Raw genomic sequence first — 22812 nt, forward strand, 5'->3', positions numbered from 1 at the left:
TATTTATAAAACAAGAAAAAACCTACTTTCAGCAGTAGGTACCTATCTTTATTGTATTCTTTTTTCATATATTTGTCATCTAAACGAGACATACATTCGATAGACATCTGCTAAAAATTGCTGAAATCGAATCCCTTGTTGTCCCAGTACATTTTCAGGATCAATTTTCCGAGTTGGATCCAGCATCTTATGAGATACAATATCTGCTTTCGGATTCAAGCCAAAATAGTGGCATAAATATGCATGGTACCAAGTAAAACGTGTATACGCATCCCAAAAATTCACATTTCCTCCATAGCAAAGTTCAACTCCGATCGCTGCTTTATTTGCATCATAACCATATCGTTCATTATCTGCAGGCACATTGTATCTTACATGATAAGCTACTTCATCAATTGGAATAATTTCTAATATCGTTTTATCATCTATAAATGTATGCGCCGAAGCTTTCGGCTGTATTTCATGAAAATAATCTCTATTACCTATCGCATTACTACCAGGATTCCCTGTATCATGACTCACAATAAATCTTACTTTTGAAAGCCGGATTCCTGGTCTCGAACTTCCATAGCCAATATAATTTCGCTCTATAGGGAACATAGCCATTTTAATCAACTCCGCTCTAAAAAATTACCACTCTTTTATATATGTATTCAAACGCTATGTCCATATGGCATCTTTCTTATTTAAAGAATAAATCAAAAATGTTAGAAGTAACTGCCATAAATAATATAATACTTACAGCGATTCCATAAAAGCCGTAAAACCAAATACGATCTTCTTTCGTATGTAAACCAAAAAATGTATGTACTGATTTTAATAACGATCCACGCTTACTATGTTTATTTCGTAAAACTTCCACTCGCTCCATAACGTCCGCTGGCATCATAAATCTTTGTTCTGCTGTCATTTTCATTTCTCTCATCTCTCCTTATTTTATATCCGCTTTGTTTATCTACAAAAAGTATAGCACAAACGTTCGTATAGAACAAGCGTTCTTTTTATCTTTTTCTTTCAAAAAACCTTATCATCATCTAACATACAATGATGATAGATCGCTCCAAAAGTAAAGGATAGTAGCCCTTTCTCACTTCTGAATCAGCCATATTCACTTCATTATTCACCTAAAAAAAGCGTGGTTTCCTCGAAAGGAAACCACGCTTTCCAAATACTCTATTCTATTATACCCAACCTCTAAAGCGACTAGCTTCTGCCATTTTACGCACACCAACCATATAAGCTGCTAAACGCATATTCACTTTACGAACTTGAGATGTTTCATAAATAGACTCAAATGATTTTACCATTACTTTTTCTAAACGCTGTTCAACTTCTTCTTCTGACCAATAATAACCTTGGTTATTTTGTACCCACTCAAAGTAAGATACTGTAACTCCACCAGCGCTTGCGAGTACGTCTGGAACAAGAAGAATGCCGCGGTCTGTTAAAATTTTTGTTGCTTCTAATGTAGTTGGGCCATTTGCTGCTTCTACTACAATTTTCGCTTTAATATCAGCTGCATTTTTTTCTGTTATTTGATTTTCAATTGCAGCTGGAACTAAAATATCACATTCCAGTTCTAACAATTCTTTATTTGTAATTGTATTGTTAAATAATTTTGTTACGGTACCAAAGCTATCACGACGATCTAATAAATAATCAATGTCCAATCCATTTGGATCGTGCAGCGCACCATAAGCATCTGAAATGGCAATTACTTTCGCACCAGCATCATGCATAAACTTAGCTAAGAAACTACCAGCGTTACCAAATCCTTGAACAACAACACGCGCTCCCTTAATATCAATACCGCGTTTTTTCGCAGCTTCACGAATACAAATCGTTACACCCTTTGCAGTCGCTGTTTCACGTCCGTGGGAACCACCTAACACAAGCGGTTTACCAGTAATGAATCCTGGTGAATTAAATTCATCAATACGGCTATATTCATCCATCATCCATGCCATAATTTGTGAGTTTGTAAATACGTCTGGAGCAGGAATGTCTTTTGTTGGGCCAACAATTTGGCTAATTGCTCGTACATATCCACGACTTAATCTTTCTAATTCACGGAAAGACATCTCACGCGGATCACAAATGATTCCGCCTTTCCCTCCACCATATGGTAAATCAACGATACCACATTTTAAACTCATCCAGATTGAAAGTGCTTTCACTTCATTTTCTGTTACATTTGGATGGAAGCGGATTCCACCTTTCGTTGGACCAACAGCGTCATTGTGCTGCGCACGATACCCTGTAAATATTTTAACAGTCCCATCATCCATACGAACTGGAATTTTTACTGTCATCATACGAATCGGTTCTTTCAGTAATTCATATACTTCGTTTGGATAACCCAATTTTTCTAATGCTTCATTAATAACAATTTGTGTTGAATTCAACAATTCAAAATGTTGTTCCCTTTGTTGTGTTTGTGTTTGAGTTCCCTTTTCGGCTACCATAGTAAGTAAACCCCCTGTAATTTCACTTGTTTAGTAAACCTTCATTGCCTAGTATACACCGTTAAATTTTGAATGCAATAGAAAACGCTAACAAATATATGCAAATAATTTTTTATTGCAAGCGTTTTCACTATTATTATAGTCCTTTTATTGCTTTTAGAAAAGTAAAATACTTAAATATTTAAATGTTTTTTATATCTCTCTATTCAATAATCAAAATATAGTCATAACAAAAACCTCAAGCTATTGCTAATTAGCTGAGGTTTCCTTTTAAAATAAAATAATGATGTATTTGTTGAATCGCCTGAGAATCCATTAATGATTTACCATACTCCATAATCCGGTAAATCGTTACTGTTGCAGGATTACCATACTCCGCTAAAATCGCGATAAAATCCGCTTTTAAAAGCTGTGTTTCTTCCTCCATCCAGAGATAAAAACGTCCATCCCATGTGTATAACTTTCCGCCGGTAACCCCTAGGTTATATAAGCGTTCTGATAAATTGATCACATCCTCTAATGTAGCAAATTCATATAATATATGTTCACTCTCATCTAGAGTTACTTGCATCTCAATAAACTCATCGCGAAAATCATCTTCTATCTCCGTATCATGATTTTCTTTTGTTACAATTACAACCATCCCTTGCGCTTGTAAAGAAAATACTTCCACAGCAACCGGGCCATTTGCTTCAAATCCAAGTTCTTTATTCGCTTCTTGCATCATATCACGGAATAGTTGCTGTACTTTCGGTGCGTTTCTCCATAAATCTTCCTTGGTCAATCCGCGTTCTGATAAATCATCAAACGTTAGGAAAATTTTTATTTTATTATAATTCAAGCGTTCCAACCTCATCTTATAACCTCCTTACGTAAAACCATCGATTCTAATTTTTATTATATGAAATGGGAAATGGATGGTTCTTTTCGAACAACTATTCTGACATTTTTAACCATTCATCCCACTCTTCTTTTGTATTTCCTATCAATACATACTCGCTCTCAAACGATTGGTCTGTTGAAATATGTGAGATGGCTGATCCAATAAGACCCACATTAAGCTTTTCATGCTGATTTTGCAAGCTATGAGCTACATGCATTGTATCTTGCACATTTTTCATTTGTAAACAAGATATCACTACATAATCCGGTTCCAGTTGTGCAATCGTTTCATTGATTTCATCTTCTCGCAAGCCTGTCCCAATATATATAGTTTGGTAACCTTTCAATCGTAAATAAATTGTTAAAATAAACAGCTGTAATGTCTGGACTTCTCCCGGTCCACAAAACGCAAAAACACTTTGTAAAGCTGAGGACTTCGGCACATGCGCGTTATGATAAATCATGCCGATACGCGAGCCTAAAAACGATTCTACATATTGCATTTGTACCATTGTAACTTGATTTGTTCCTTCTAATTTCTCCAACTGTTTTGTAATTTCGAGAAATATGTGTGTAATCACTTTTTCAGTTGGGTATATACTAAATGCCTCATTTACGAATGAAGAAGCTTTTACTTCATCAAATTTTAGCAAAGAATGTAGAATATCGTCTACTAAAAGCATTTCTTTATTATATGCCACTTCTATTTCATTGTGATTTTGCAACCGATTTCTCTCTAATATTTGCACAGCTTGTCCAATTGTAATCCCTTTATTTACCTTGTCTATTAACCATTTTAAGATTTGTATATGTTCCTCTGTATATAATCGATGCCCCGCATCATTTCGTTTTGGGGCAACAATATGGTAGCGTCTTTCCCACGCTCTAAGTGTACTCGGTTGAATCCCAAGCATCTTTGAAACTGCTTTTATATTATATTTTCCTTTTAAAGTTGGCATCATTTCCCCCACCTTAAAAATTAAAAATCTCCTATTCTTTTTGTTTTAAAGTAATGATATGTGTTTGAGCAGGTGCCCGGAAACGAAGCGGAACAAGCGTCGTTCCATACCCATTACTAACAAAAAGTGTCATATTCGAATAATGATATACGCCACCCTTTAAATATTTTTTAAAATGGAATAAACGAATTTGTCCTCCATGAGTATGTCCACTTAGTATAAGAGAAATTCCTTCTTCTCCAGACATTTTGTGTATAATAGCAGGATTGTGACTAATCAAAATTCGAAAACCGTCTTCTTGACAATCAGCTAATGCTAAATCTAAACGATCGCGCTCTAGCCCTACATCATCTACACCGAGCAAACAAAGCTTCTCTCCAGCATTTGATTCAAATATAACTCTTGTATTATCTAAAACTTTCACACCATGTTCTAACAATAGAGCATCTAGTTCATGGTATTCAATTTCATAATCATTATTTCCCCAAACAAAATATACAGGGCCTACTTCCCTTAACTGCTTAATATTGAAAGCGATTTGCGCTAAAGATACACCCTTTTCTGCCAAATCGCCACCAATAATTACAAGATCTACTTGTCCCTTCACCCTTTCGATTAATGTGCGGGACACACCCCTCCTATGAATATCAGAAATGAAGAAAATTCTTACCTTTTGAAAGCTTTTCGGAAAGTCTTTGAAGGTTAAAGTATGTTCTAATACTGTATCACGCATCGCTTCCCTATACATGATAAAGAAAAAAATAAACCCGAGACATATAAAGACACTACCTAACATGATCCATAGCATATATTCGTCTCAACTTCTCCCTTAATAGAATATAATTCTTCTATTCACTTCATTTTGTCTAAGCAAAATACATGATGTACATTTCTCTTATTCATTCTTCTTCTCATGATTCGTAATAGGTATTTTCAATTCTTGGCCTACTTCTAACTCACGATTTTGCAAATGATTATACTCTTTTATCTTTTCAGCTCCATTTTCTCCAGGAAAGTATTTCTCACCAATGCTCTCTAGAGTCTCCCCTTCTTTTACAATGTGAATTTCAGGTTTCTCTACTTTTTTCTGCTCCACTGATTTATTCGAGTCAAAAAAGATAACTTCAAATGCACCTCTATTGGTCTCATTCTCTCCTTTTGAACTTTGCACTTCAATGTATTTATCTGTATACCATAAAATACATATCGGTAACAAAATAAATAAGAATGTTAATACTCTAACAAAGAAATGATTAATTTTAAATTTCTTCTTTTTATCTCTATGAATCTCGCTACGCGGCGGTAAACCTTCCTCTACCTGCTCTTGTTCCTGTTCCTGTTCTTCTTGTAATTCTTCCTCAAAATCAGGAATTTTCCTTCTCACGTTGGTCACCACCACCTTTCATTTATTTCCTCAATTGAAGCCCCATTATAAAATCAACAAGAAAGTGGGCAAAAATTGTTATAAGCAAATTCCCCGTCCATTGAAATACATATCCGAAAATAAAACTTATAATACAAACAAAAAAGAATAAAAATGGCTTCGTAATATACCGGATATGTAAAATTGCAAAGATAAAGCTCGCAATTATAAGTCCAAAATGCGTTTGCAAAACACCGCGGAATAAAAGTTCTTCAGCAAATCCGATAAAAAAAGTCACAACTAGTAACTGCACCACTGACATTCCTCGGAACATGCGATCATTAATACCACCATCATCAAACCATGACTCCGGCAAGATTTGCATTGCAAGATAATCTACTAGCACAATCCCACAGGCAATTCCTCCGCCTATTAAAAGAATAGAGAACGGTTCCCATTTCCACAAATTATAAAATTCTTCTTTGCCTGGAAATAATATATATGCTAGCAAACATCCAATACTTATTATAATCAGTTGTGTGATATAGAGGTTAAGTCGTATCTCTTTCGGACTCATGTCTTCAACGCTACGCCTTTGAATATTCATCATTCCTCCGTTCCCTCATACCAAAGAGCAATTGTAACTCTGTTTCCCAATTATAGTCGAAAACTGACTGTCTTGCTCGTCTTTTTTTATAATCTTCTTTCGTAATACCGCAGTAGTCACAACAATTTTTTATCTTACCTTCCTTTTCATACCCGAACTGCTGTAATAATTGTTCTCGTTTACAACCTTGAAATTGTAACCACGATTTCATCTTTTCTAACTGATTATATTTATTATAAAGGCGTTTCTCCACCTCTAATACTAATTTTTGTATCGTTTCATCTGACAAGCCTTCTAATATAAGCATATTTTGTTGTACGATTTCCATTTTTTCTAAATGATACTTAAGAAAACGCCAATGTTGTTCATGGAATCCTGCAGCATGATAACAAATGTCTGCTACATCTTCTATCGGTAATATTTTCGTTTGAAGCAACTTCTCTTGTAATAAAGCAAATAAAAATTGAATTTGCTTTTTATTAGGCAATTCATCTTCAATAATAGAAATAGGTAAATCATGATCGAGTGGACTGCATAATAAAATCGCAATACTTGCCTCTCCATCACGACCTGCTCTTCCTATTTCTTGCACATAGGAAGCTATATTCGTAGGATAATGAAAATGAATAATATACCTTGTGTTCGGTTTGTTCACTCCCATTCCAAAAGCACTTGTGCAAATAACAAGCTGCAGTTGGTCGTTCATAAATTGCTGCTGAATTAACATTCTTTCTTCATGATCCATTCCACCATGATAAAAAGCGACATCTATTATTCCTTTACTCCTTAAATATTCCGTTAACCGCTCTGTCCAAGCTCTGCTGGAGCAATAAATAATTCCTGGCCCTTGCAAGTAAGAAACATGCGAAAGAAGCGCTTCTTTTTTTTCTTCTATCGTTTCTAAAAACTGTACTTCTATAGCAATATTAGGGCGATCAATTGAATACACGTGTTGAGAGACATTCCTCAAGCCTAAACTTGCTATAATATCTTGCAATACTTCCTTTGTAGCCGTCGCCGTTAATGCTAATACCGGGGGACGGCCAATGCGCATAATGACTTGATCCAGTTTTTTATAATCTGTTCGAAAATCATATCCCCATTGCGAAATGCAATGAGCTTCATCTACAACAAACAAAGAAATAGGAATTTTTTTTAATTCTTTCATTAATAATTCAGATTGCAACATTTCAGGTGAAACGAAGACAAATTTATACCATGCTAACTGCTTAATCGCTTTTCTTTTCTCACTTAATGTACGAAAACTATTAAATGCAATGACACGATTTTTCACAACATATTTCAGTTGTGTAACTTGATCTTCCATTAAAGATAGAAGCGGAGATACGATCAGTACCGTTCCTTCTTGCATCAAACCCGGAAGTTGATAACACATAGACTTTCCTTGACCTGTTGGAAGCATTGCTACGACATCTTTTCCTTGCAGTAAGTCTGTAATAACCTCTTTCTGTCCTTGGCGAAACTCCTTGTATCCAAACCATTTATTTAAATGCTCTTCAAGTTTCATTTGTTCCCTCCAGTTGTGCTAATACTAGGCGAATTTCAAAATAAGAAATCTCCTCTCCTACCGCTTGTTTTAATGCACGTAGCTTCCTTGTCTGTAACGTTTCAACCACTTGTTTCACACGTTTTATCTTATTTTTTTTAATAAACATTTCAATTGAAAAAGTTTTTTCTCTTAATGCAATTTCGACAAAATGATCTTCTATTGTGGCAAGTTTTAAATTTCTAATCACTGCAATTTCTTCTAATGAGCGTCCTTGTTTCCATAGTCTATATGTTTTTTTTGTTGATAAACTAAACAAATCTTCCCTTTCATTCGGATAAGATATAATTTTCGTTAATAAAGGAAACTCTTTCTCTCTTTTACAAACAACTTGAATCATATAATGAATCGTGCTCCAAAATAACAAATAAACCCGAAATACATCTTCATTTATTATTTCAGCAAGTTGTTGCAGCGTATAACCAATTCGTTCATACCCTGTTAAACGATATGTCAAAATCGTCGCTTCTATTTCATCCATATTCTTTAAAATATTGTACATTTCTTCCCATAGTCTTGTTGCTAATTCACTTCTTACATATGGTAACCCAATCAGAAATTCTTTTACCCACCGAGTTACTTCTGGATCTTGTTGAATAGGGATAAACTTTTTATTTTTCTGTTGTAAGTTCGATACTGTTTGAATCGTTAATGATAACCTTTTCCAAAAAGCTTCACCAAGATCCCCGTAATTCAATCCATCTAAGTGCTTTGGGAAAGCCATTGTCTTTTCCAAAGTCTCTAATTGTTTTTCACCACGATCCGTTAGTACATATGTATTTTCATGCTTAACCTCAATCCATTCCGAAGCTAAAATACGTTCGATTTCTTGCTCATAATTGGACCTTGTCAACGATTTATATACACCAAAAAGAAATGAAATAAGGAATATATTTCCATCCTGTAACGTTTGGGAGGAACGTTTTCCCTTCAACAAATAATAAATGGAAGAAACGGTTCGTTCACCATTCAATTGTTTTAAACAATATAATATAGTGTATTGAAATTGCATTACCGCTTCCACCTCTCGATATGTTTTTCTTCATAGACACTTGACTCCAGACATGAATCAAAAGCTTTATGGATGAAACTTCCTATGCTCAAATTTTTTCAGAAGGATACAATAGAAAAAGATTGAATAAATTATCAATAACATTTGTCTACCGCTAAACTTTTATCTTCTATTTCCTATTGTATCAAACCGCTTAGCATTTAGGCATTTTGAAAATCTTATGAAATAACTAAAAAATAAGTTGACACCCTAATTGATAAGCATTATCATTATAATTTTATGTTGAAAAGTTTGAAGAACCGTTTTACAATAGGATTATAATTTTTATAGCGAATGTTTCACATACATATTATCAGGAGGGAAAAAAGATGGCAAAATATACAATCGTTGATAAAGACACTTGTATCGCATGCGGAGCTTGCGGAGCTGCTGCACCAGACATTTATGACTATGATGATGAAGGTATTGCCTTTGTAACATTAGATGATAACCAAGGAATCGTTGAAGTGCCAGATGTGTTAATCGAAGATATGATGGATGCATTTGAAGGTTGTCCTACTGATTCCATTAAAGTTGCTGATGAAACATTTGATGGCGACGCTCTTAAATTCGAATAGTCCGTTTATTAACTTCAAAAAATCCCCCTCATGGAAATGAGGGGGATTTTTTGTAATGCAGCTCAATTCAGCATGGGCAAAAAACATCCTCGCTGATGAAAGTTTTACTTGATTCACTAAGTTCTTCCATCTAGCTTCTCATCAATAAGTGGATACTAAAAAGTCATGAGCGGTATCTTCACCGCTCATGACTGAACAATTTTTATGCATTTTTCATTTTCGCAAATACCCATACTTTCAAACGTGAGAACAATGCTACAAATACAACTGTTACAGCGATTCCTTTTACTAAATTAAATGGCAATATCGCCGTTACAATCATTTGTCGCATAGCACCGCTCGACATAGCTGGTGAATTTAAAAACCACGTGTACGCCGGTAAAATGATGAAGTAATTTAACACACTCATGATAATAGCCATCATAATTGTTCCTAGCATCAAACCCGTTGTTAAACTTTTGATTGTACGGTGTTTTCGGAATAGGAATGCCGCTGGTACAATAAATAAACATCCCGCAATAAAGTTTGCGATTTCTCCAATCGGAACCCCAGTTAAACTCCCTTGAACTCCATAATACAGAACGTTTTTGATTCCTTCTACAACTACACCTGCAATCGGACTAAAAATAATCGCTGCAATTAATGCCGGTACGTCGCTAAAGTCAATTTTTAAAAAAGGTGGAAATCCTGGGAATGGAAAATCCAACATCATAAGTAGATACGCAATACTACTAAGCATTGCCACACTCACCATTTGTACTACACTGTTTTTTTGTTTCATCCTGCTCTCTCCTTTTCCATCGATCATCTCATGGAAAGTGGAAAGGTTCTGCTATGCCTGCTTTTCTGATCATAAAAAACCCTTTGTGTTTTACACAAAGGGAGAAATTTTAGGCACATCAAACAGACGTCCAAATACTAATCTTTTTTGAACGCTTGAACCTCCATCTTCTCCCATCCAGACTGTACTGTCGGCTTTGGAATCGCACCAAATCCTGCCTTAACGGCTCGCGGGCTTAGAACTCATATACTCATTCATTACCGCCGGTCGGGATTTTCACCCTGCCCCGAAGATAGACCGATATTCTATTTTCTCCTTCATTATACAACAACATGCTGCTGTTGTGAATAAAAAGATTGTAACTTATTAAAAATAAGTTATTTATTTTTTCACCCATCTCTTCCTATCGCCTGTTACTTTACAATTTAAACCAATTATTTCATTCTTCTCCTTTTTCCGGCTCAATTCTCTAGCCATCCATACAGAAAAGTGATAAGATGTTGAAGTGTTAAGATAAGAGCATTTTCTTAATATGGAGGAAATGTCATGAAGAAAAAAGAGAAAAGACACTCAATTCGCGAAACGATGAAAAAAAACTTAAGAAAAGAATACTTTTATTTAAAAAAAGAATTGCTTTTCTATTGTCCAATTGATCTAGGCACATTTTCGACAGAAACATACTACGCTACCTTTGATAAAGAAGGAATCAGTATTTATCAATATGATAAAAGTGCGGAAAGTAAACTAAAGCTATGCGAGCGCCATGCATGGGGCAATTGGAGAAAAGTGAAAATCGATCATTACTTAACTACTTCACAATTCATTTTCCAAGGGAAACGAAATTGGATTCTTTCTCTGTTCCATAAAGGAAAAGATGCTCAAAAAATAATAGAAGAACACACCTCTCTACAAACAGAGGTTGTTTCTCGTTCTTTTTTAAAAAAACTACCAGGCTTTCGTTCGAATGTAACATTAAATCAATACATCGGCAGCATTTGTTATACCGCACTTATTGCATTTTTATTAAAATGGCTTATCCCATTTCAAGTACAAATTGCCCTGTATTCTTTTTCAATTGGTTGTATGCTTCTCGGTTTGTTATGCCTTACAATCGGTTTAATTGAACCGACAATTGTTTTATTTCGAACGAAAGAAAAAACAAGAGCAAAAGTCTTTTATTATTATAGCTATTTAGCTATTTCCGGATTTATATGTGTCTTTATTTTTTGGTAAAACAAGAGCTGGCTGAAGCTAGCTCTTGTTTTAATTAATATATAATCTTTGATTTGGATAAATTTGATCTTGCCGCAGTGCATTTTTCTCTTTTATTTTGTCTACCGTAGTCCCGAACTTATGCGCAATTTTAACGAGCGTATCCCCCTTTTGAACAACATATAAAGACGATGAAACGACTTGATCCCATTTTTCATCTAAAACAAGTAATGGATTCATTGCATTTCTTTTTTCAATTGTCCAATTTCCTTGATGAACCTCTAGGTGCAAGTGCGCTCCTCTCGATTCACCTGTATTTCCAACCTCACCGATGACTTCACCGTTTCGAACGCGATCCCCTTGCATAACATATCGTTTATTTAAATGAGCATAAACAGCTTCATATTTCCCATGTTTTACAAATATAACATGTCCATAGCTATTAGAAAAATACGATTTTGTTACGATGCCATTTCGAATCGCTACAACAGGAGTTCCAACTTGAGCGGCAATATCAATCCCATAATGTTTTCCATGTCTAGTCCCAAAGTAGTCACTAATTTTACCATCGACAGGCCATGTCCACTGATTTTCATCAGCATAAACATATAATTGGGAGCAAAAGAATAACCCAGTTATCATGATACCAATTTTAAAAACTTTCATATGTATCCTCCGCTTTCTATTAACCGTTATCCTTTCTCTATTGTGGTATAATACGGAAAAAAGTATACAAAAAAAGAAAGTGATTCAGTCCACTTCCTTTTCTCCTTTATTACGAAACACAATTGCACTTCGATTATATTCCACATCAGCAATTTGCAAACGCGCATTCACTACTCGTGCAACCGCAAATAAATAATCAGATAACCTGTTCATATAACGCAGAACAACTTCATTTATCTCTTCCTGCTTTCTTAATGATACAATCGCTCTTTCCGCTCTTCGCGTTACTGTTCGAGCAATATGAATCGCAGCAGCCGCTTTGCTTCCTCCAGGCAAAATAAAACGTTCTAACGGAGGAGCTTCCTTTATATATTGATCAATACGTTCTTCTAAATATTCCACCATCTCATCTGTCACTTTATAAGGTACTTTCTGCCCGACAATGGCCAAATCTCCTCCACAATCAAATAATTCATGTTGAATATTTTCACATTCCTGATAAATGTCTTGAAATTTCCCATCTTGTAAGAAAGTCATAGCATATCCAATATGAGAGTTCACTTCATCAATCGTACCGTATGCTTCCACACGCTGATGATCTTTATCCACTCGGCCGCCAACAACACTTGTTTGTCCTTTATCTCCCGTTTTCGTATACAGTCTCAGTTCAGCTCATCCTCTCTCTGCAATAAAAAGTTCTACTATCCTTTATTCAATCGAGAAACAATCTTCTAAATGAATAAATAAAGTAGTAGAACTTTTATCCTTATTCCTTATATATAATACCCACGTTATATATTACAACGCATGATTTGGTAAGTATACAGAGAAGGTTGTTCCTTCTCCAACAACACTTGATATCGAGATTTTCCCATCATGACTTTGAACAATATTTTTCGCAATCGCAAGACCTAAACCAGTACCACCTGTTTTTCCTCTCGTCCTTGCTTTATCTGCTTTATAGAATCGATCAAATAAAAACGGAATATCTTCCTCAGGAATACCTGCACCCGTATCTTGCACTTCAAATACAATTCCAGCATCTTTCCTGTCAATAACAAGTTTCACATGCCCATCAGCACTTGTATGTCTAATTGCATTATCAATCAAATTCGTCAACACTTGCTCCAGGCGATCCGGATCAAAAGTATGTTCTGTAACCTCCGTGCGAAAATCAACGGTTAACTTGACCCCTTTATCCTGTGCAATCCCTTGGAATTTACGGCCGATTTTCTCAACAAACGGGTGAATATCCACTTCAGACATATGTAATTCCACATGTCCACTTTCCATTCGAGCCAAATCTAAAAGTTCATTTACAAGACGCCCTAAACGAACAGATTCATCGTAGATAATTTGTACAAATTCGTTTATTTCTTCTTTTGTTTGAACAACATCATCTAAAATTGCCTCACTATACCCTTGGAGCATCACCATCGGCGTGCGTAGTTCATGTGATACATTCGCGATAAAATCCTTTCGCATTTTTTCTAAGCGGCGCTCTTCTGTCATATCTCGAAGTACAGCTACTGCCCCGCGAATTTTCGTTTGATTATAAAGAGGCGTCATTAAAACAACATAATTTCCCTTTTGAAGGTTCATTTCAATCACTTGCTGTTGTTCACTCTCCGCAACAAAATGGAACTGTTCCACAAGCTCAGGCGGCAAGCTTCTGCTTAACTCCAGTTCTTTCTCTTCTTGCCATACTTGTAAGAAATGTTCCGCTGGCGGATTAATGACAACAACTTCACCTTCTTGATTTAGCGTAATTACACCATCAGCCATACTACTTAAAATGCTCGATAGCTGTTCTTTTTCTTGTTGCAGCGCATTCATATTAAACTTCAATTGCTTTCCCATTTGGTTTAACGCTGTAGCTAACTCTCCAATTTCATCTTGCGAAACCATCGGTACTTTCGCATCAAATTTACCGCGCGCTACTTCAAATGCTACTTCACGCATCTTACGGAGCGGCGCTGTAATTCGTGTTGATAAGAAGAAAGCAAAGAATGTCGTTAAAATAATCGCAATTCCGGCTGATAGAAAAATAAAATCCGTTGCCTTTTCCATACCTTTTATTGGAACTTGTAATGATTCATATACAAATACAGCACTATCCTTTGTTCCTTTCAACGGCTTACCGACAATCATAATATCATTTTCAGAACTTTGTTTCGTTTTCCCATCAGGAAATTGTCTAATTTTATTTTTATTTTCTTTTTGGTTTATAAAAACAGCTGCTAATTCTTTATCTGCTTTTAAATCGTCTATCGTAAGTGTTACCAACCCTTCTTGTTTCGGAGAAGCAGAGAATTCCTCACCATCTTTCACAATAATAATGCGTGAAAGCGGGTCACTAAACTTATATGCGATATTCTCAATCGTTTTTACATCCGCACCTTCTTCCACAAGCTCTCTGACACTTTGAGCTACTTTCGTCAGTCTAGTCTCACTCAAATCGACATAATACGTTCTAAAAAACTGGGAAAGTAAGATTGCTACAAAGCCAAGAACAAACGAAACAAGAAGTAATATGGTCATCCATAACTTACCTACTACACTCCGCCAAAGCATCAGTCGTTCACAACCTCAAACTTATAACCTACGCCCCATACAGTTACAATCATCTTCGCTGCATTCGGTGATTTTTTACTGAGTTTCTCGCGTAAACGCTTCACATGTGTATCTACTGTACGTAAGTCCCCAAAGAATTCATATTGCCACACTTCTTTTAATAACTGTTCACGATCAAATACTTTATCTGGAGACTTCGCTAAGAACAGTAACAATTCATACTCTTTCGGTGTTAAATTTACTTCCTGTCCATCTGCTGTAATGCGATGAGCATCATTATCAATTGTTAGATGCGGGAATACAATGACATCTTTCGTTGTTGTATCTTGTGTAAAGAATGTTGTCGATACAGAACGGCGCAATACTGCTTTCACACGAAGAACAACTTCGCGCGGACTAAATGGCTTTACAATATAATCGTCAGATCCAACTTCAAATCCTTGTACTCTATTTACTTCCTCACCTTTAGCTGTCAGCATAATAACTGGTGTTGCTTTTTTCTCACGAATCCCTTTACAAACTTCTATTCCATCTTTTCCAGGCATCATAATATCTAATAAAATTAAATCATAGTCATTTTGCAGTGCCTTTTCTAAAGCTGTGTCACCATTATCAGCTTCATCAATTACGTAGTTCTCTCTTTCTAAATACATTTTTAATAAACGACGAATTCGATCCTCATCATCTACAACTAAAATTCTTGGTTCGTTCTCCATTGCTACCCGCTGCGGGTTATATTTCAAAATTACCGCGGCGGTTCACACCTACCTTTCTCCAATATAATACTATGCTTATTCTCATTTCATAAGGGATCATGCTAAAATGATACATTCTTCACTTTAGATATTATACTTCACAAGAATAATAAAGTTTGTTCATTATTTTTCTAAAACTATGTATTTTTCTTGAACAAGCATTTCGACCTCGACATTATTTTACAAAATTGACCTATACTTTGTCATGTTTTTCTCAAAAAAGAAAAACATTTGATAAAAATATAGTAGGAAAGTGACGCTCACTTTCCTACTATCTACTATTTAAAAATTTTCTTATACGAAAGTTTCTCTTTTCCTTAATGAAAAGACACGTTATGCGTAAGAATGCAAGCCGGCAATAATTAAATTTACGGCAATAAAATTAAACATAATAATTGCGAAACCGATTACTGCGAGCCATGCAGACTTCTCACCATGCCATCCTTTCGATAAACGTAAATGTAGAACTGCTGCATAAAACAGCCATGTAATAAGTGCCCAAACCTCTTTTGGATCCCATCCCCAAAAACGCGTCCACGCAATTTGCGCCCAAATCATTGCAAAAATTAACGCACCTAGCGTAAAAACCGGAAAACCTATCGCAATCGAACGATACCCAATTTCATCAAGTAAATCGCTGTTAACATTTTTTAAGATCGGTTGAAGGGCTGCTGATATTCTTTTTCGTAATACAAGCCTTACTATGACATACAATCCTGTTCCAATAAGAAATGACCAAATCACCGTATTTAATTTTTTTGCATTTATTAGCGCTGGCAAGTCTACGACTGGCTCAAACTTTCCATCTGTTATTAAATTCCCTTCATTCGGCCCAACTAAAGCAGGTAAATGATACTCCATTTCAGCCTTTTGTTCGTTCTTATCCACCCACTGAAACTTCGCTTCATATTTCATTGCAGAATAAGTGGTTGTTACCGCTATAAATCCAACAGCACAAACAAGTGTAAATACAACGGTTTCTAGCCAAAATGTTCGCTTTGTACTCCTAGATTGATCTACATTTTTCAGTAAATACATAACACCTGTAATAAAGCTAATCGCTAAAATAGCTTGTCCAGCTGCCGCTGTTGTCACATGAATATGTAACCAATTACTTTTCAAAGATGGGATAAGCGGTGAAATTTCCCTCGGAAACATACTGGCATAGGCAATTAATAATAGCGCTACTGGTAAAGCAAATAACCCCACTATACTTATGCGATACATAAAGTACATAATAATAAACGCACCAACAAGCATCATGCCAAAAAATGTACCGAATTCAAAGAAGTTACTCACTGGCGCATGGCCAGAAGCAATCCACCTCGTTACAAAATATACTGTTTGTGAGGCAAACCCTAAAATTGTTATCGCTATCCCTATATTTGCCCACTTTCGGCCTTTTTCTTTAATTGCTCCTCCGAAAAAAAGCGTTGCGATTAAATATAAAATAAAAGCGATAAATAAGAAATTACTGCTTATTTGCACCATATATTCTCCCCACCTTAGCTAATTTTTTTATCATTTACTTTATCGTATGGTTGCGGAATAGATGTCCCTTCTAGTACTCTTTCAATATCTTTACGTAAACCAAACCAGTTTTTATTCGTATGACCAGCAATCCACCATTCATCTTTTACGCGTTGGATCCAAATACGACGATGGTTCCAATACATACCTTGAATAACACCAACCATAAATATAAATCCTCCAACTCCAAGTATCCATAACGTTAAATCTTTTCGAACAACGAGTGCTGTTGCGTTTTGCATTTCTACTCCTGCAAATGCCAGTTTATATTTATTATTTCCTTCTGGTTCTATATTTTGTTGAATTCCAACGAAACTAATTTCTCCTTGGGGTGTTTCAGGTGTAAACATTTTAAACACAAACGCCGGATTATTTGGAAGCTTCGTTTTTGTATTCGGTTTACCACTCTCATCAAAATAAAAATCTGGGAAATAGCTTAGTAGTGTAAGAGAATATCCATTTCCTAAGTCATATGATTCCTTAGGATGGTTTAAATCGACTTTAATCGGTCCCCATTTTTGCTTTGTTTCTTTATTCTGCAAATGGAAGGACATACTCCGAAATTCACTTTCTTTATACGAATATTGATACAAGGCGAAATGATTAAATTTAAGCGGTTCATTTACGCGGATTTTCGCTTCTTTTACTTTTTCTAATTTTGGTTTTTGCCCTGCCACTTTTTTTCCGACCGCTTTATATAAAACAGCATTCGTTTGATAGTTTTTCGCAATCATTTTATCTCCGATTCGATCAATAGCGGTATCAAATTTCTTATCTTCATCATTTTCTTTATCATAAACTTCTTTTATAAATTTCTCATTTTTTAAGTAATACTCCCCGTTTGTTCCTGGGATTTCCTTCGTTTCTCCATCCCTTATCCAAACGGATTCATCTACATACATACTAGGAAGGACACGAAGCATTGCTCCGAATAAAAAAATGATAAGACCAACATGATTCACATATGGCCCCCAACGGGAAAAACGTCCTTTTTCTGCTAAAATGTTTTCACCGTCGACCCTTACATTATAATTTCTTTTTTTTAAATTCGTTTGAATCGTGTCCAATTCCCCTTCTTTCGGCGAACCCGTTCCATATAATCGCTGTCTTTTTAAAAAGCTCGGATGCCTTTTTATCCCTTGTTTCTTTAAAGCTTTATAAAGTGGAATCACTCGGTCTAAACTACATATCACAAGTGAAACTCCAATTGATGCAATTAAAATTATGTACCACCATGAACTATATAAATGATTAAAACCTAATTGATAATATAATTTCCCTAAAAAACCATACTCTTGTTCATAATATTCACTCGGTGTTACACCTGGAGGAATATACATTTCTTGCGGAAATATTGTTCCTATAGCAGATGCTAATAGCGTAATCACAATAAGCCATACTCCGACTTTAACAGAAGAAAAGAAACTCCAAATTTTATCAACAATCGTTTTCGTTTGTGTAAGAGAGCGCCTTGCACTTCCCTCGTAACGCATATCTAATAACTTGGCACTTTCATTGTTTTCAAAAGGCTTGCCACAAGATTCACAAAAAATAGTTCCGATCGGATTCACATGTCCACATTCACATTTTATCTGTTCCAACACTTTCACCGCCTCTTGTTTCTATCACCATTGTATAATCTGAAGTGAATTTCACGCAATACTCAGAATTTTTAGCCCAGGTACTATACTTATAGTACCTCTCTAAATATGTAAAGGCTTGTCCAATTATGGAGTAATCTTCTTTAAATATTCTTCCATTTGTTCTTTTGTTTGTGTCCCCGTAATCATTTGGATGACCTTTCCTTCTTTATCAATTAAAAACGTAGTTGGTAGTGGACCGACTCCATATGTATTAATAATTTCTGATCCTTTATCAATTGCAACAGGGAACTTTAATCCATATTGATTTACAAAATTTTTCACCGCGATTTCTGTTTCATCCGCATCTAACGCAATGATTTCTACACCTTTTTCTTTATACTTCGGATATAGCTCATTCATATACGGCATCTCTTTTTCACAAGGCTTACACCATGTTCCCCAAAAGTTTAAAAATATTCCTTTTCCTTTTAAGTCTTTTCGTTCTATTTTCTTTCCGTCTAAAGTTGTCACAACGAAATTAGGTGCAACCTTTCCAACTTGCATTTTTTCTTTATCTGCAAAAAAGCTTTGATATAATGTAAAACCAACTGCTGCGCTTAAAATCAATAAGATCAGAACGCGAAATAGTAAACGGTTCTTTTTCATCTCCCCACTCCTCTCTCTAGTTCGTGTCTATATAGGTACAAAATCGCATAAAGTGAACCGTTAATCAGTGGGGATTTCTTTCATCCCTCACCAATCGGGTTGTTACGGACAGTAAGGCTCCCACCTGTTTTCACAAAATGTTTAGATGGAAATCTTAGCGATCATACATCTGTTTGACTGTTACGCTTATGTCATATAATTGCTCACAAAATGGTCTCATGTAACGAATCACCAGTGGAACAATCCACTGGTGATTCGTTATCTTGGCTTTGTAGATGCCAATGCACGCAATTGTTTCACTTCATGCGGCGTCAATTCTCGTGCGTCACCAGGGCGCAAACTGCCTGCTTCTAAGAAAGCGTATCGTTCACGCTTTAACTTCATTACTTTACAGCCAATTGCCTCAAACATACGGCGTACTTGACGATTGCGTCCTTCATGAATTGTCAATTGTACAATTGCCATTTCTTTACGCTTATCCCAAGAAATAATTTTCACACGTGCCGGTGATGTTTTTCCATCTTCTAATATAACGCCTTTTTCCAACATGCGAATCTTCTCGCCTGTCAGCGGACCTTTTACCTTTGCAACATATGTTTTTTCCACCTTGTACTTTGGATGCATTAATATATTTGCAAAGTCACCATCATTTGTCATCAATAGCACACCGGACGTATCATAGTCTAAACGTCCAATTGGAAATAGACGCTGCGGGATATCTTGGAAAAAGTCTGTAACAACCTTTCGTCCTTTATCATCTGATACACTCGAAATAACTCCTGTCGGTTTATATAATAAGAAATAAACAGGCTCTTCTTTCTCAAGAGGAATATTATTTACTTCTACTTTATCTTGAGGAGTTACCTTTGTACCTAACTCGGTCACAATTTTCCCGTTAACTTTCACTTTTCCTTGTTGAATAAGCTCCTCAGCCTTCCTTCTTGATGCAATACCTGCTTGTGCAATCACTTTTTGTAGTCGTTCCATTTCCTTTTTTCACCTCAAATTTATCTTACCTTCATTAGAAACACTTGGCAACCGCCCAAGTCTTGTAGCGATTTACTCTAGCTTTCTCCAAACAACATAGGTATAGTGTAAACTTCAAAGGGTCAACAGCAAATTCAACCCTTTATTATTATTGATGTTCTACTAGTTGTTTACAACAAAAGTTCATTATTTTGTCAAATTTACCGCATAAAAAAACCGCTATTAAGCTACACCTTAATAGCGGCCGTATACGTATTATAAGTGAATAGAAGAAAAAAATGAATAACTTTAATGAAATAATAATGAAACAAATACAATCGAACAAATAATCCCAATTAAATCAGCAAACAAACCAACCTTTAGTGCATCCCCCATTTTCCGAATTCCGACAGCACCAAAGTACACTGTTAAAATATAAAATGTCGTATCTGTACTTCCTTGCATCGTAGACGCTAATCTTCCAATAAAAGAATCCGGTCCATATGTAGCAATTAAATCGGTCGTAATGCTCAAACCTGCCGATCCAGAAATCGGGCGTATAAGCGCAAGCGGAACAATCTCTGCTGGCACATGAATCATATCTAATGCAGGCTTCATAACCGATATCATCGCATCTAGCGCACCTGATGCTCTAAAAATAGAAATAGATACAAGCATCCCTACCATAAATGGCAAAATGGAAATAGCAATTTGAATTCCTTCTTTTCCACCTTCTACAAATGATTCATAGGTCGGAACCTTTTTGATTGTCCCGTATAATAATATAAATCCAATCACACATGGAATAATCCATAGTGATATAGTGTTAACAATGCTCACTTTTTCCGCCCCTTCCTACTCCTTCTTCGGTAAAAATAGCGGTCAATCCAAATTGCTCCAATCATAGAAATGACTTGTGCGATAAATGTTACCCCTACAATTTCAGTTGGGTTCGCCGATTCATATGTCATTCGAATTGAAATGACAGTTGTCGGAATTAGTGTAATGGCAGAAGTATTTAGCGCTAAAAATGTTACCATAGAGCGGCTCGCAGAATCTTTCCCGCCGTTCAATTCTTTTAACTGCTCCATTGCTTTAATCCCAAGCGGTGTCGCTGCATTTCCTAATCCAAAAAAGTTTGCCATCATATTGGATAAGATGAACCCCATTGATGGATGATTTTTTGGTATTTCTGGAAATAGTCTTTTTGCAATTGGCATAAATAACGAAACTAACTTTTTTAACAAACCTGCTTCTTCTGCAATCTTCATCAAACCTAACCAAAACACTAAAACACTGATTAACCCAATACAAATTGTTACAGCATCTTTTGCCCCTTCAAAAACAGCTTTATTTACTGCTTCCATTGTTCCATTTACCATCGCATATACAATTCCAATAATCGCCATTGCTACCCATACGAGATTAACCATCGCTGTCCACACCTATCATATGAGAAAAAATTTCTTTCACATTATTCCAGTACGCCCCTGTTGTAGCTACTAATTTCCTCTTACTATAAAATAAATTTCGTTCCCCTACTTTTTCATTTCCTACATAAACAATTGTTTTCCCTACTTTGTTTCCATCCTTTAAATTTGCATGTTTATCAAATTCGACTCTTAATAAAACTTGATTTTTTTCATCCTTTGCTAACGGCACTGAAAAACCATTCTTTGTATAAACACGATGGGCATACTTTCTTTCTTTCAATTCCGGAAATGCCCCTTGTGCTAACACTTTTGTTAGCTTGTATCGTTTAAATCCTTGATCAAATAAATACATATGATCATCCCAATCACTCGAAGCTTTGAGCGTCACTACAATTAAATCTAAACCATTTTTTGATGCTGTCGTTACAAGGGTGCGCCCTGCTTTTTTTGTAAATCCTGTTTTCCCTCCAGTTGCAAATTCATAATATGACGTGACGAGTTTATGTTTATTTTTCCATGGATAATCCCACGACTCTGATTGGTATGTTTTTGTTCCAAAAATCTTTCGAAATGTTTCATTTCCCATTGCATACTTTGTTAAAAGTGCCATGTCATAAGCTGATGAATAATGCGTGCCATCGCCATCTAAACCATGTGGGTTCGAAAAGTGAGTATCTTTCATTCCAATTTCTTTTGCTTTTTCATTCATTAAATACACAAACCCTTCTATACTTCCACCAACTTTTTCAGCAATCGCTTGTGCTGCATCATTACCAGATCGAAGCATTAACCCATAAACTAAGTCCTCTAATTTCACTTTTTGTCCAGGTTTTAAATAAATAGCTGATCCTTCTACACGGACTGCCTTGTTACTAATAGAGACCATTTCCTTCATTTTTCCCGATTCAGCAGCTAGTAACGCCGTCATGATTTTTGTAATACTAGCAATTTTTTGCGGTTCATGTTCACGTTTCCCATATAAAACACGCCCTGAATGTTCTTCCATTAATACAGCATTATGGGCACTCACATTGTTCATTTGTGCATATGTAGAAATAGGCATCGCATGCATACACATGATAAGAAGTGCAACTATCACCCAAGCTCGTTTCATACTTCCCCCACGTCCTTTTGGCACTTTTTTGTACAAGTGTATGCTTGGCCTTTTAAAATA

At 35.8% G+C, this 22812-nt stretch carries 24 protein-coding genes and 1 riboswitch; of the genes, 2 read left to right on the forward strand and 22 right to left on the reverse strand.

The window, feature by feature from the left end; genetic code table 11:
* Nucleotides 1–75: 75 nt before the first annotated feature.
* From MR063_RS06085 to MR063_RS06130, 10 genes are all read right to left on the reverse strand, one after another.
* On the reverse strand, nt 76–606 hold the full coding sequence (locus tag MR063_RS06085) for a peptidoglycan recognition protein family protein (RefSeq protein WP_242195241.1): 531 nt from the start codon (nt 604–606) through the stop codon (nt 76–78).
* A 76-nt stretch (nt 607–682) separates the two neighbouring features.
* The gene (locus tag MR063_RS06090) at nt 683–916 is read right to left on the reverse strand and encodes a DUF3961 domain-containing protein (RefSeq protein WP_242142637.1); all 234 of its coding nucleotides are present in this window, start codon (nt 914–916) and stop codon (nt 683–685) included.
* A gap of 265 nt (nt 917–1181) precedes the next feature.
* Entirely contained in the window at nt 1182–2465 is a 1284-nt protein-coding gene (gudB, locus tag MR063_RS06095) for a Glu/Leu/Phe/Val family dehydrogenase (protein ID WP_242195243.1), read from the reverse strand.
* A 253-nt stretch (nt 2466–2718) separates the two neighbouring features.
* Nucleotides 2719–3321, reverse strand: a complete 603-nt coding sequence (locus MR063_RS06100; protein WP_242142635.1) for a genetic competence negative regulator — start codon at nt 3319–3321, stop codon at nt 2719–2721.
* 79 nt (nt 3322–3400) lie between these two features.
* The gene (locus MR063_RS06105; RefSeq protein ID WP_242142634.1) at nt 3401–4306 is read right to left on the reverse strand and encodes a MerR family transcriptional regulator; all 906 of its coding nucleotides are present in this window, start codon (nt 4304–4306) and stop codon (nt 3401–3403) included.
* A 31-nt stretch (nt 4307–4337) separates the two neighbouring features.
* Nucleotides 4338–5114: a metallophosphoesterase gene (locus tag MR063_RS06110; protein ID WP_242195247.1), complete on the reverse strand. Its 777-nt coding sequence runs from the start codon at nt 5112–5114 to the stop codon at nt 4338–4340.
* 87 nt (nt 5115–5201) lie between these two features.
* Nucleotides 5202–5690, reverse strand: a complete 489-nt coding sequence (locus MR063_RS06115) for a LysM peptidoglycan-binding domain-containing protein (protein ID WP_242195250.1) — start codon at nt 5688–5690, stop codon at nt 5202–5204.
* Between the two features lie 22 nt (nt 5691–5712).
* Nucleotides 5713–6276, reverse strand: coding sequence for a CPBP family intramembrane glutamic endopeptidase (locus MR063_RS06120; protein ID WP_242142631.1), 564 nt, complete (start codon nt 6274–6276; stop codon nt 5713–5715).
* Complete coding sequence (locus tag MR063_RS06125) at nt 6257–7804, reverse strand: RecQ family ATP-dependent DNA helicase (RefSeq protein WP_242195253.1); 1548 nt, start codon at nt 7802–7804, stop codon at nt 6257–6259. The genes MR063_RS06120 and MR063_RS06125 overlap by 20 nt, the downstream gene beginning before the upstream one ends.
* Nucleotides 7794–8855 carry a YpbB family protein gene (locus MR063_RS06130; RefSeq protein ID WP_242195258.1) on the reverse strand — a complete coding sequence of 354 codons (1062 nt, stop codon included), beginning with the start codon at nt 8853–8855 and terminating at the stop codon, nt 7794–7796. The genes MR063_RS06125 and MR063_RS06130 overlap by 11 nt, the downstream gene beginning before the upstream one ends.
* Before the next feature lie 368 nt (nt 8856–9223).
* Here MR063_RS06130 and MR063_RS06135 point away from each other — a divergent pair, with 368 nt between their 5' ends.
* Nucleotides 9224–9472 (forward strand): ferredoxin, encoded by a 249-nt coding sequence (locus MR063_RS06135; protein WP_011984281.1) that lies wholly within the window; start codon nt 9224–9226, stop codon nt 9470–9472.
* Nucleotides 9473–9674: 202 nt separating this feature from the next.
* Here MR063_RS06135 and MR063_RS06140 read toward each other — a convergent pair whose 3' ends face one another.
* Complete coding sequence (locus MR063_RS06140) at nt 9675–10253, reverse strand: ECF transporter S component (protein ID WP_242142628.1); 579 nt, start codon at nt 10251–10253, stop codon at nt 9675–9677.
* A gap of 161 nt (nt 10254–10414) precedes the next feature.
* A riboswitch (FMN riboswitch) is annotated at nt 10415–10551 on the reverse strand.
* A gap of 248 nt (nt 10552–10799) precedes the next feature.
* On the opposite strand from MR063_RS06140, the gene MR063_RS06145 reads away from it, so the two are divergent.
* Entirely contained in the window at nt 10800–11486 is a 687-nt protein-coding gene (locus tag MR063_RS06145; protein WP_242195260.1) for a hypothetical protein, read from the forward strand.
* Between the two features lie 30 nt (nt 11487–11516).
* Here MR063_RS06145 and MR063_RS06150 read toward each other — a convergent pair whose 3' ends face one another.
* The 11 genes from MR063_RS06150 to MR063_RS06200 all read right to left on the reverse strand — a co-directional run bounded on the left by MR063_RS06150 (nt 11517) and on the right by MR063_RS06200 (nt 22752).
* A complete protein-coding gene (locus tag MR063_RS06150) occupies nt 11517–12131 on the reverse strand; it encodes a peptidoglycan DD-metalloendopeptidase family protein (protein ID WP_242195263.1) in 615 nt (204 codons plus the stop codon).
* Between the two features lie 84 nt (nt 12132–12215).
* Complete coding sequence (locus MR063_RS06155; protein WP_242142827.1) at nt 12216–12797, reverse strand: cob(I)yrinic acid a,c-diamide adenosyltransferase; 582 nt, start codon at nt 12795–12797, stop codon at nt 12216–12218.
* 132 nt (nt 12798–12929) lie between these two features.
* Nucleotides 12930–14705: an ATP-binding protein gene (locus MR063_RS06160; RefSeq protein WP_242195266.1), complete on the reverse strand. Its 1776-nt coding sequence runs from the start codon at nt 14703–14705 to the stop codon at nt 12930–12932.
* A complete protein-coding gene (locus tag MR063_RS06165; RefSeq protein WP_011984275.1) occupies nt 14705–15421 on the reverse strand; it encodes a response regulator transcription factor in 717 nt (238 codons plus the stop codon). The genes MR063_RS06160 and MR063_RS06165 overlap by 1 nt, the downstream gene beginning before the upstream one ends.
* Nucleotides 15422–15793: 372 nt before the next feature.
* Nucleotides 15794–16951, reverse strand: a complete 1158-nt coding sequence (ccsB, locus tag MR063_RS06170) for a c-type cytochrome biogenesis protein CcsB (RefSeq protein ID WP_242195269.1) — start codon at nt 16949–16951, stop codon at nt 15794–15796.
* 14 nt (nt 16952–16965) lie between these two features.
* On the reverse strand, nt 16966–18594 hold the full coding sequence (gene resB, locus MR063_RS06175) for a cytochrome c biogenesis protein ResB (protein WP_242195273.1): 1629 nt from the start codon (nt 18592–18594) through the stop codon (nt 16966–16968).
* Nucleotides 18595–18717: 123 nt separating this feature from the next.
* Nucleotides 18718–19239 (reverse strand): thiol-disulfide oxidoreductase ResA, encoded by a 522-nt coding sequence (resA, locus tag MR063_RS06180; protein WP_242142622.1) that lies wholly within the window; start codon nt 19237–19239, stop codon nt 18718–18720.
* Between the two features lie 258 nt (nt 19240–19497).
* On the reverse strand, nt 19498–20226 hold the full coding sequence (gene rluB / locus MR063_RS06185; protein ID WP_242142621.1) for a 23S rRNA pseudouridine(2605) synthase RluB: 729 nt from the start codon (nt 20224–20226) through the stop codon (nt 19498–19500).
* 288 nt (nt 20227–20514) lie between these two features.
* The gene (spmB, locus tag MR063_RS06190) at nt 20515–21045 is read right to left on the reverse strand and encodes a spore maturation protein (protein WP_242142620.1); all 531 of its coding nucleotides are present in this window, start codon (nt 21043–21045) and stop codon (nt 20515–20517) included.
* A complete protein-coding gene (gene spmA / locus MR063_RS06195) occupies nt 21042–21638 on the reverse strand; it encodes a nucleoside recognition domain-containing protein (RefSeq protein ID WP_242195275.1) in 597 nt (198 codons plus the stop codon). The genes spmB and spmA overlap by 4 nt, the downstream gene beginning before the upstream one ends.
* The gene (locus tag MR063_RS06200; RefSeq protein ID WP_242195278.1) at nt 21631–22752 is read right to left on the reverse strand and encodes a D-alanyl-D-alanine carboxypeptidase family protein; all 1122 of its coding nucleotides are present in this window, start codon (nt 22750–22752) and stop codon (nt 21631–21633) included. The genes spmA and MR063_RS06200 overlap by 8 nt, the downstream gene beginning before the upstream one ends.
* Nucleotides 22753–22812: the final 60 nt, after the last annotated feature.

Origin of the sequence: Bacillus cereus group sp. BfR-BA-01492, from assembly GCF_022662815.1 — a bacterium.
In the GTDB taxonomy this organism is placed as follows: domain Bacteria; phylum Bacillota; class Bacilli; order Bacillales; family Bacillaceae_G; genus Bacillus_A; species Bacillus_A cereus_BD.

Bases quoted from the DNA above. Each gene is read 5' to 3' on its own strand.
- MR063_RS06165 (WP_011984275.1), bottom strand. From the start codon at position 15,421: ATGGAGAACGAACCAAGAATTTTAGTTGTAGATGATGAGGATCGAATT.
- MR063_RS06130 (WP_242195258.1), bottom strand. From the start codon at position 8,855: ATGCAATTTCAATACACTATATTATATTGTTTAAAACAATTGAATGGT.
- MR063_RS06200 (WP_242195278.1), bottom strand. From the start codon at position 22,752: ATGAAACGAGCTTGGGTGATAGTTGCACTTCTTATCATGTGTATGCAT.
- resA (WP_242142622.1), bottom strand. From the start codon at position 19,239: ATGAAAAAGAACCGTTTACTATTTCGCGTTCTGATCTTATTGATTTTA.
- MR063_RS06090 (WP_242142637.1), bottom strand. From the start codon at position 916: ATGAAAATGACAGCAGAACAAAGATTTATGATGCCAGCGGACGTTATG.
- rluB (WP_242142621.1), bottom strand. From the start codon at position 20,226: ATGGAACGACTACAAAAAGTGATTGCACAAGCAGGTATTGCATCAAGA.
- MR063_RS06135 (WP_011984281.1), top strand. From the start codon at position 9,224: ATGGCAAAATATACAATCGTTGATAAAGACACTTGTATCGCATGCGGA.
- MR063_RS06120 (WP_242142631.1), bottom strand. From the start codon at position 6,276: ATGAATATTCAAAGGCGTAGCGTTGAAGACATGAGTCCGAAAGAGATA.
- MR063_RS06150 (WP_242195263.1), bottom strand. From the start codon at position 12,131: ATGAAAGTTTTTAAAATTGGTATCATGATAACTGGGTTATTCTTTTGC.
- ccsB (WP_242195269.1), bottom strand. From the start codon at position 16,951: ATGGTGCAAATAAGCAGTAATTTCTTATTTATCGCTTTTATTTTATAT.
- MR063_RS06145 (WP_242195260.1), top strand. From the start codon at position 10,800: ATGAAGAAAAAAGAGAAAAGACACTCAATTCGCGAAACGATGAAAAAA.
- spmA (WP_242195275.1), bottom strand. From the start codon at position 21,638: ATGGTTAATCTCGTATGGGTAGCAATGGCGATTATTGGAATTGTATAT.
- MR063_RS06105 (WP_242142634.1), bottom strand. From the start codon at position 4,306: ATGCCAACTTTAAAAGGAAAATATAATATAAAAGCAGTTTCAAAGATG.
- MR063_RS06140 (WP_242142628.1), bottom strand. From the start codon at position 10,253: ATGAAACAAAAAAACAGTGTAGTACAAATGGTGAGTGTGGCAATGCTT.
- MR063_RS06085 (WP_242195241.1), bottom strand. From the start codon at position 606: ATGGCTATGTTCCCTATAGAGCGAAATTATATTGGCTATGGAAGTTCG.
- MR063_RS06100 (WP_242142635.1), bottom strand. From the start codon at position 3,321: ATGAGGTTGGAACGCTTGAATTATAATAAAATAAAAATTTTCCTAACG.
- MR063_RS06125 (WP_242195253.1), bottom strand. From the start codon at position 7,804: ATGAAACTTGAAGAGCATTTAAATAAATGGTTTGGATACAAGGAGTTT.
- gudB (WP_242195243.1), bottom strand. From the start codon at position 2,465: ATGGTAGCCGAAAAGGGAACTCAAACACAAACACAACAAAGGGAACAA.
- MR063_RS06110 (WP_242195247.1), bottom strand. From the start codon at position 5,114: ATGCTATGGATCATGTTAGGTAGTGTCTTTATATGTCTCGGGTTTATT.
- MR063_RS06160 (WP_242195266.1), bottom strand. From the start codon at position 14,705: ATGCTTTGGCGGAGTGTAGTAGGTAAGTTATGGATGACCATATTACTT.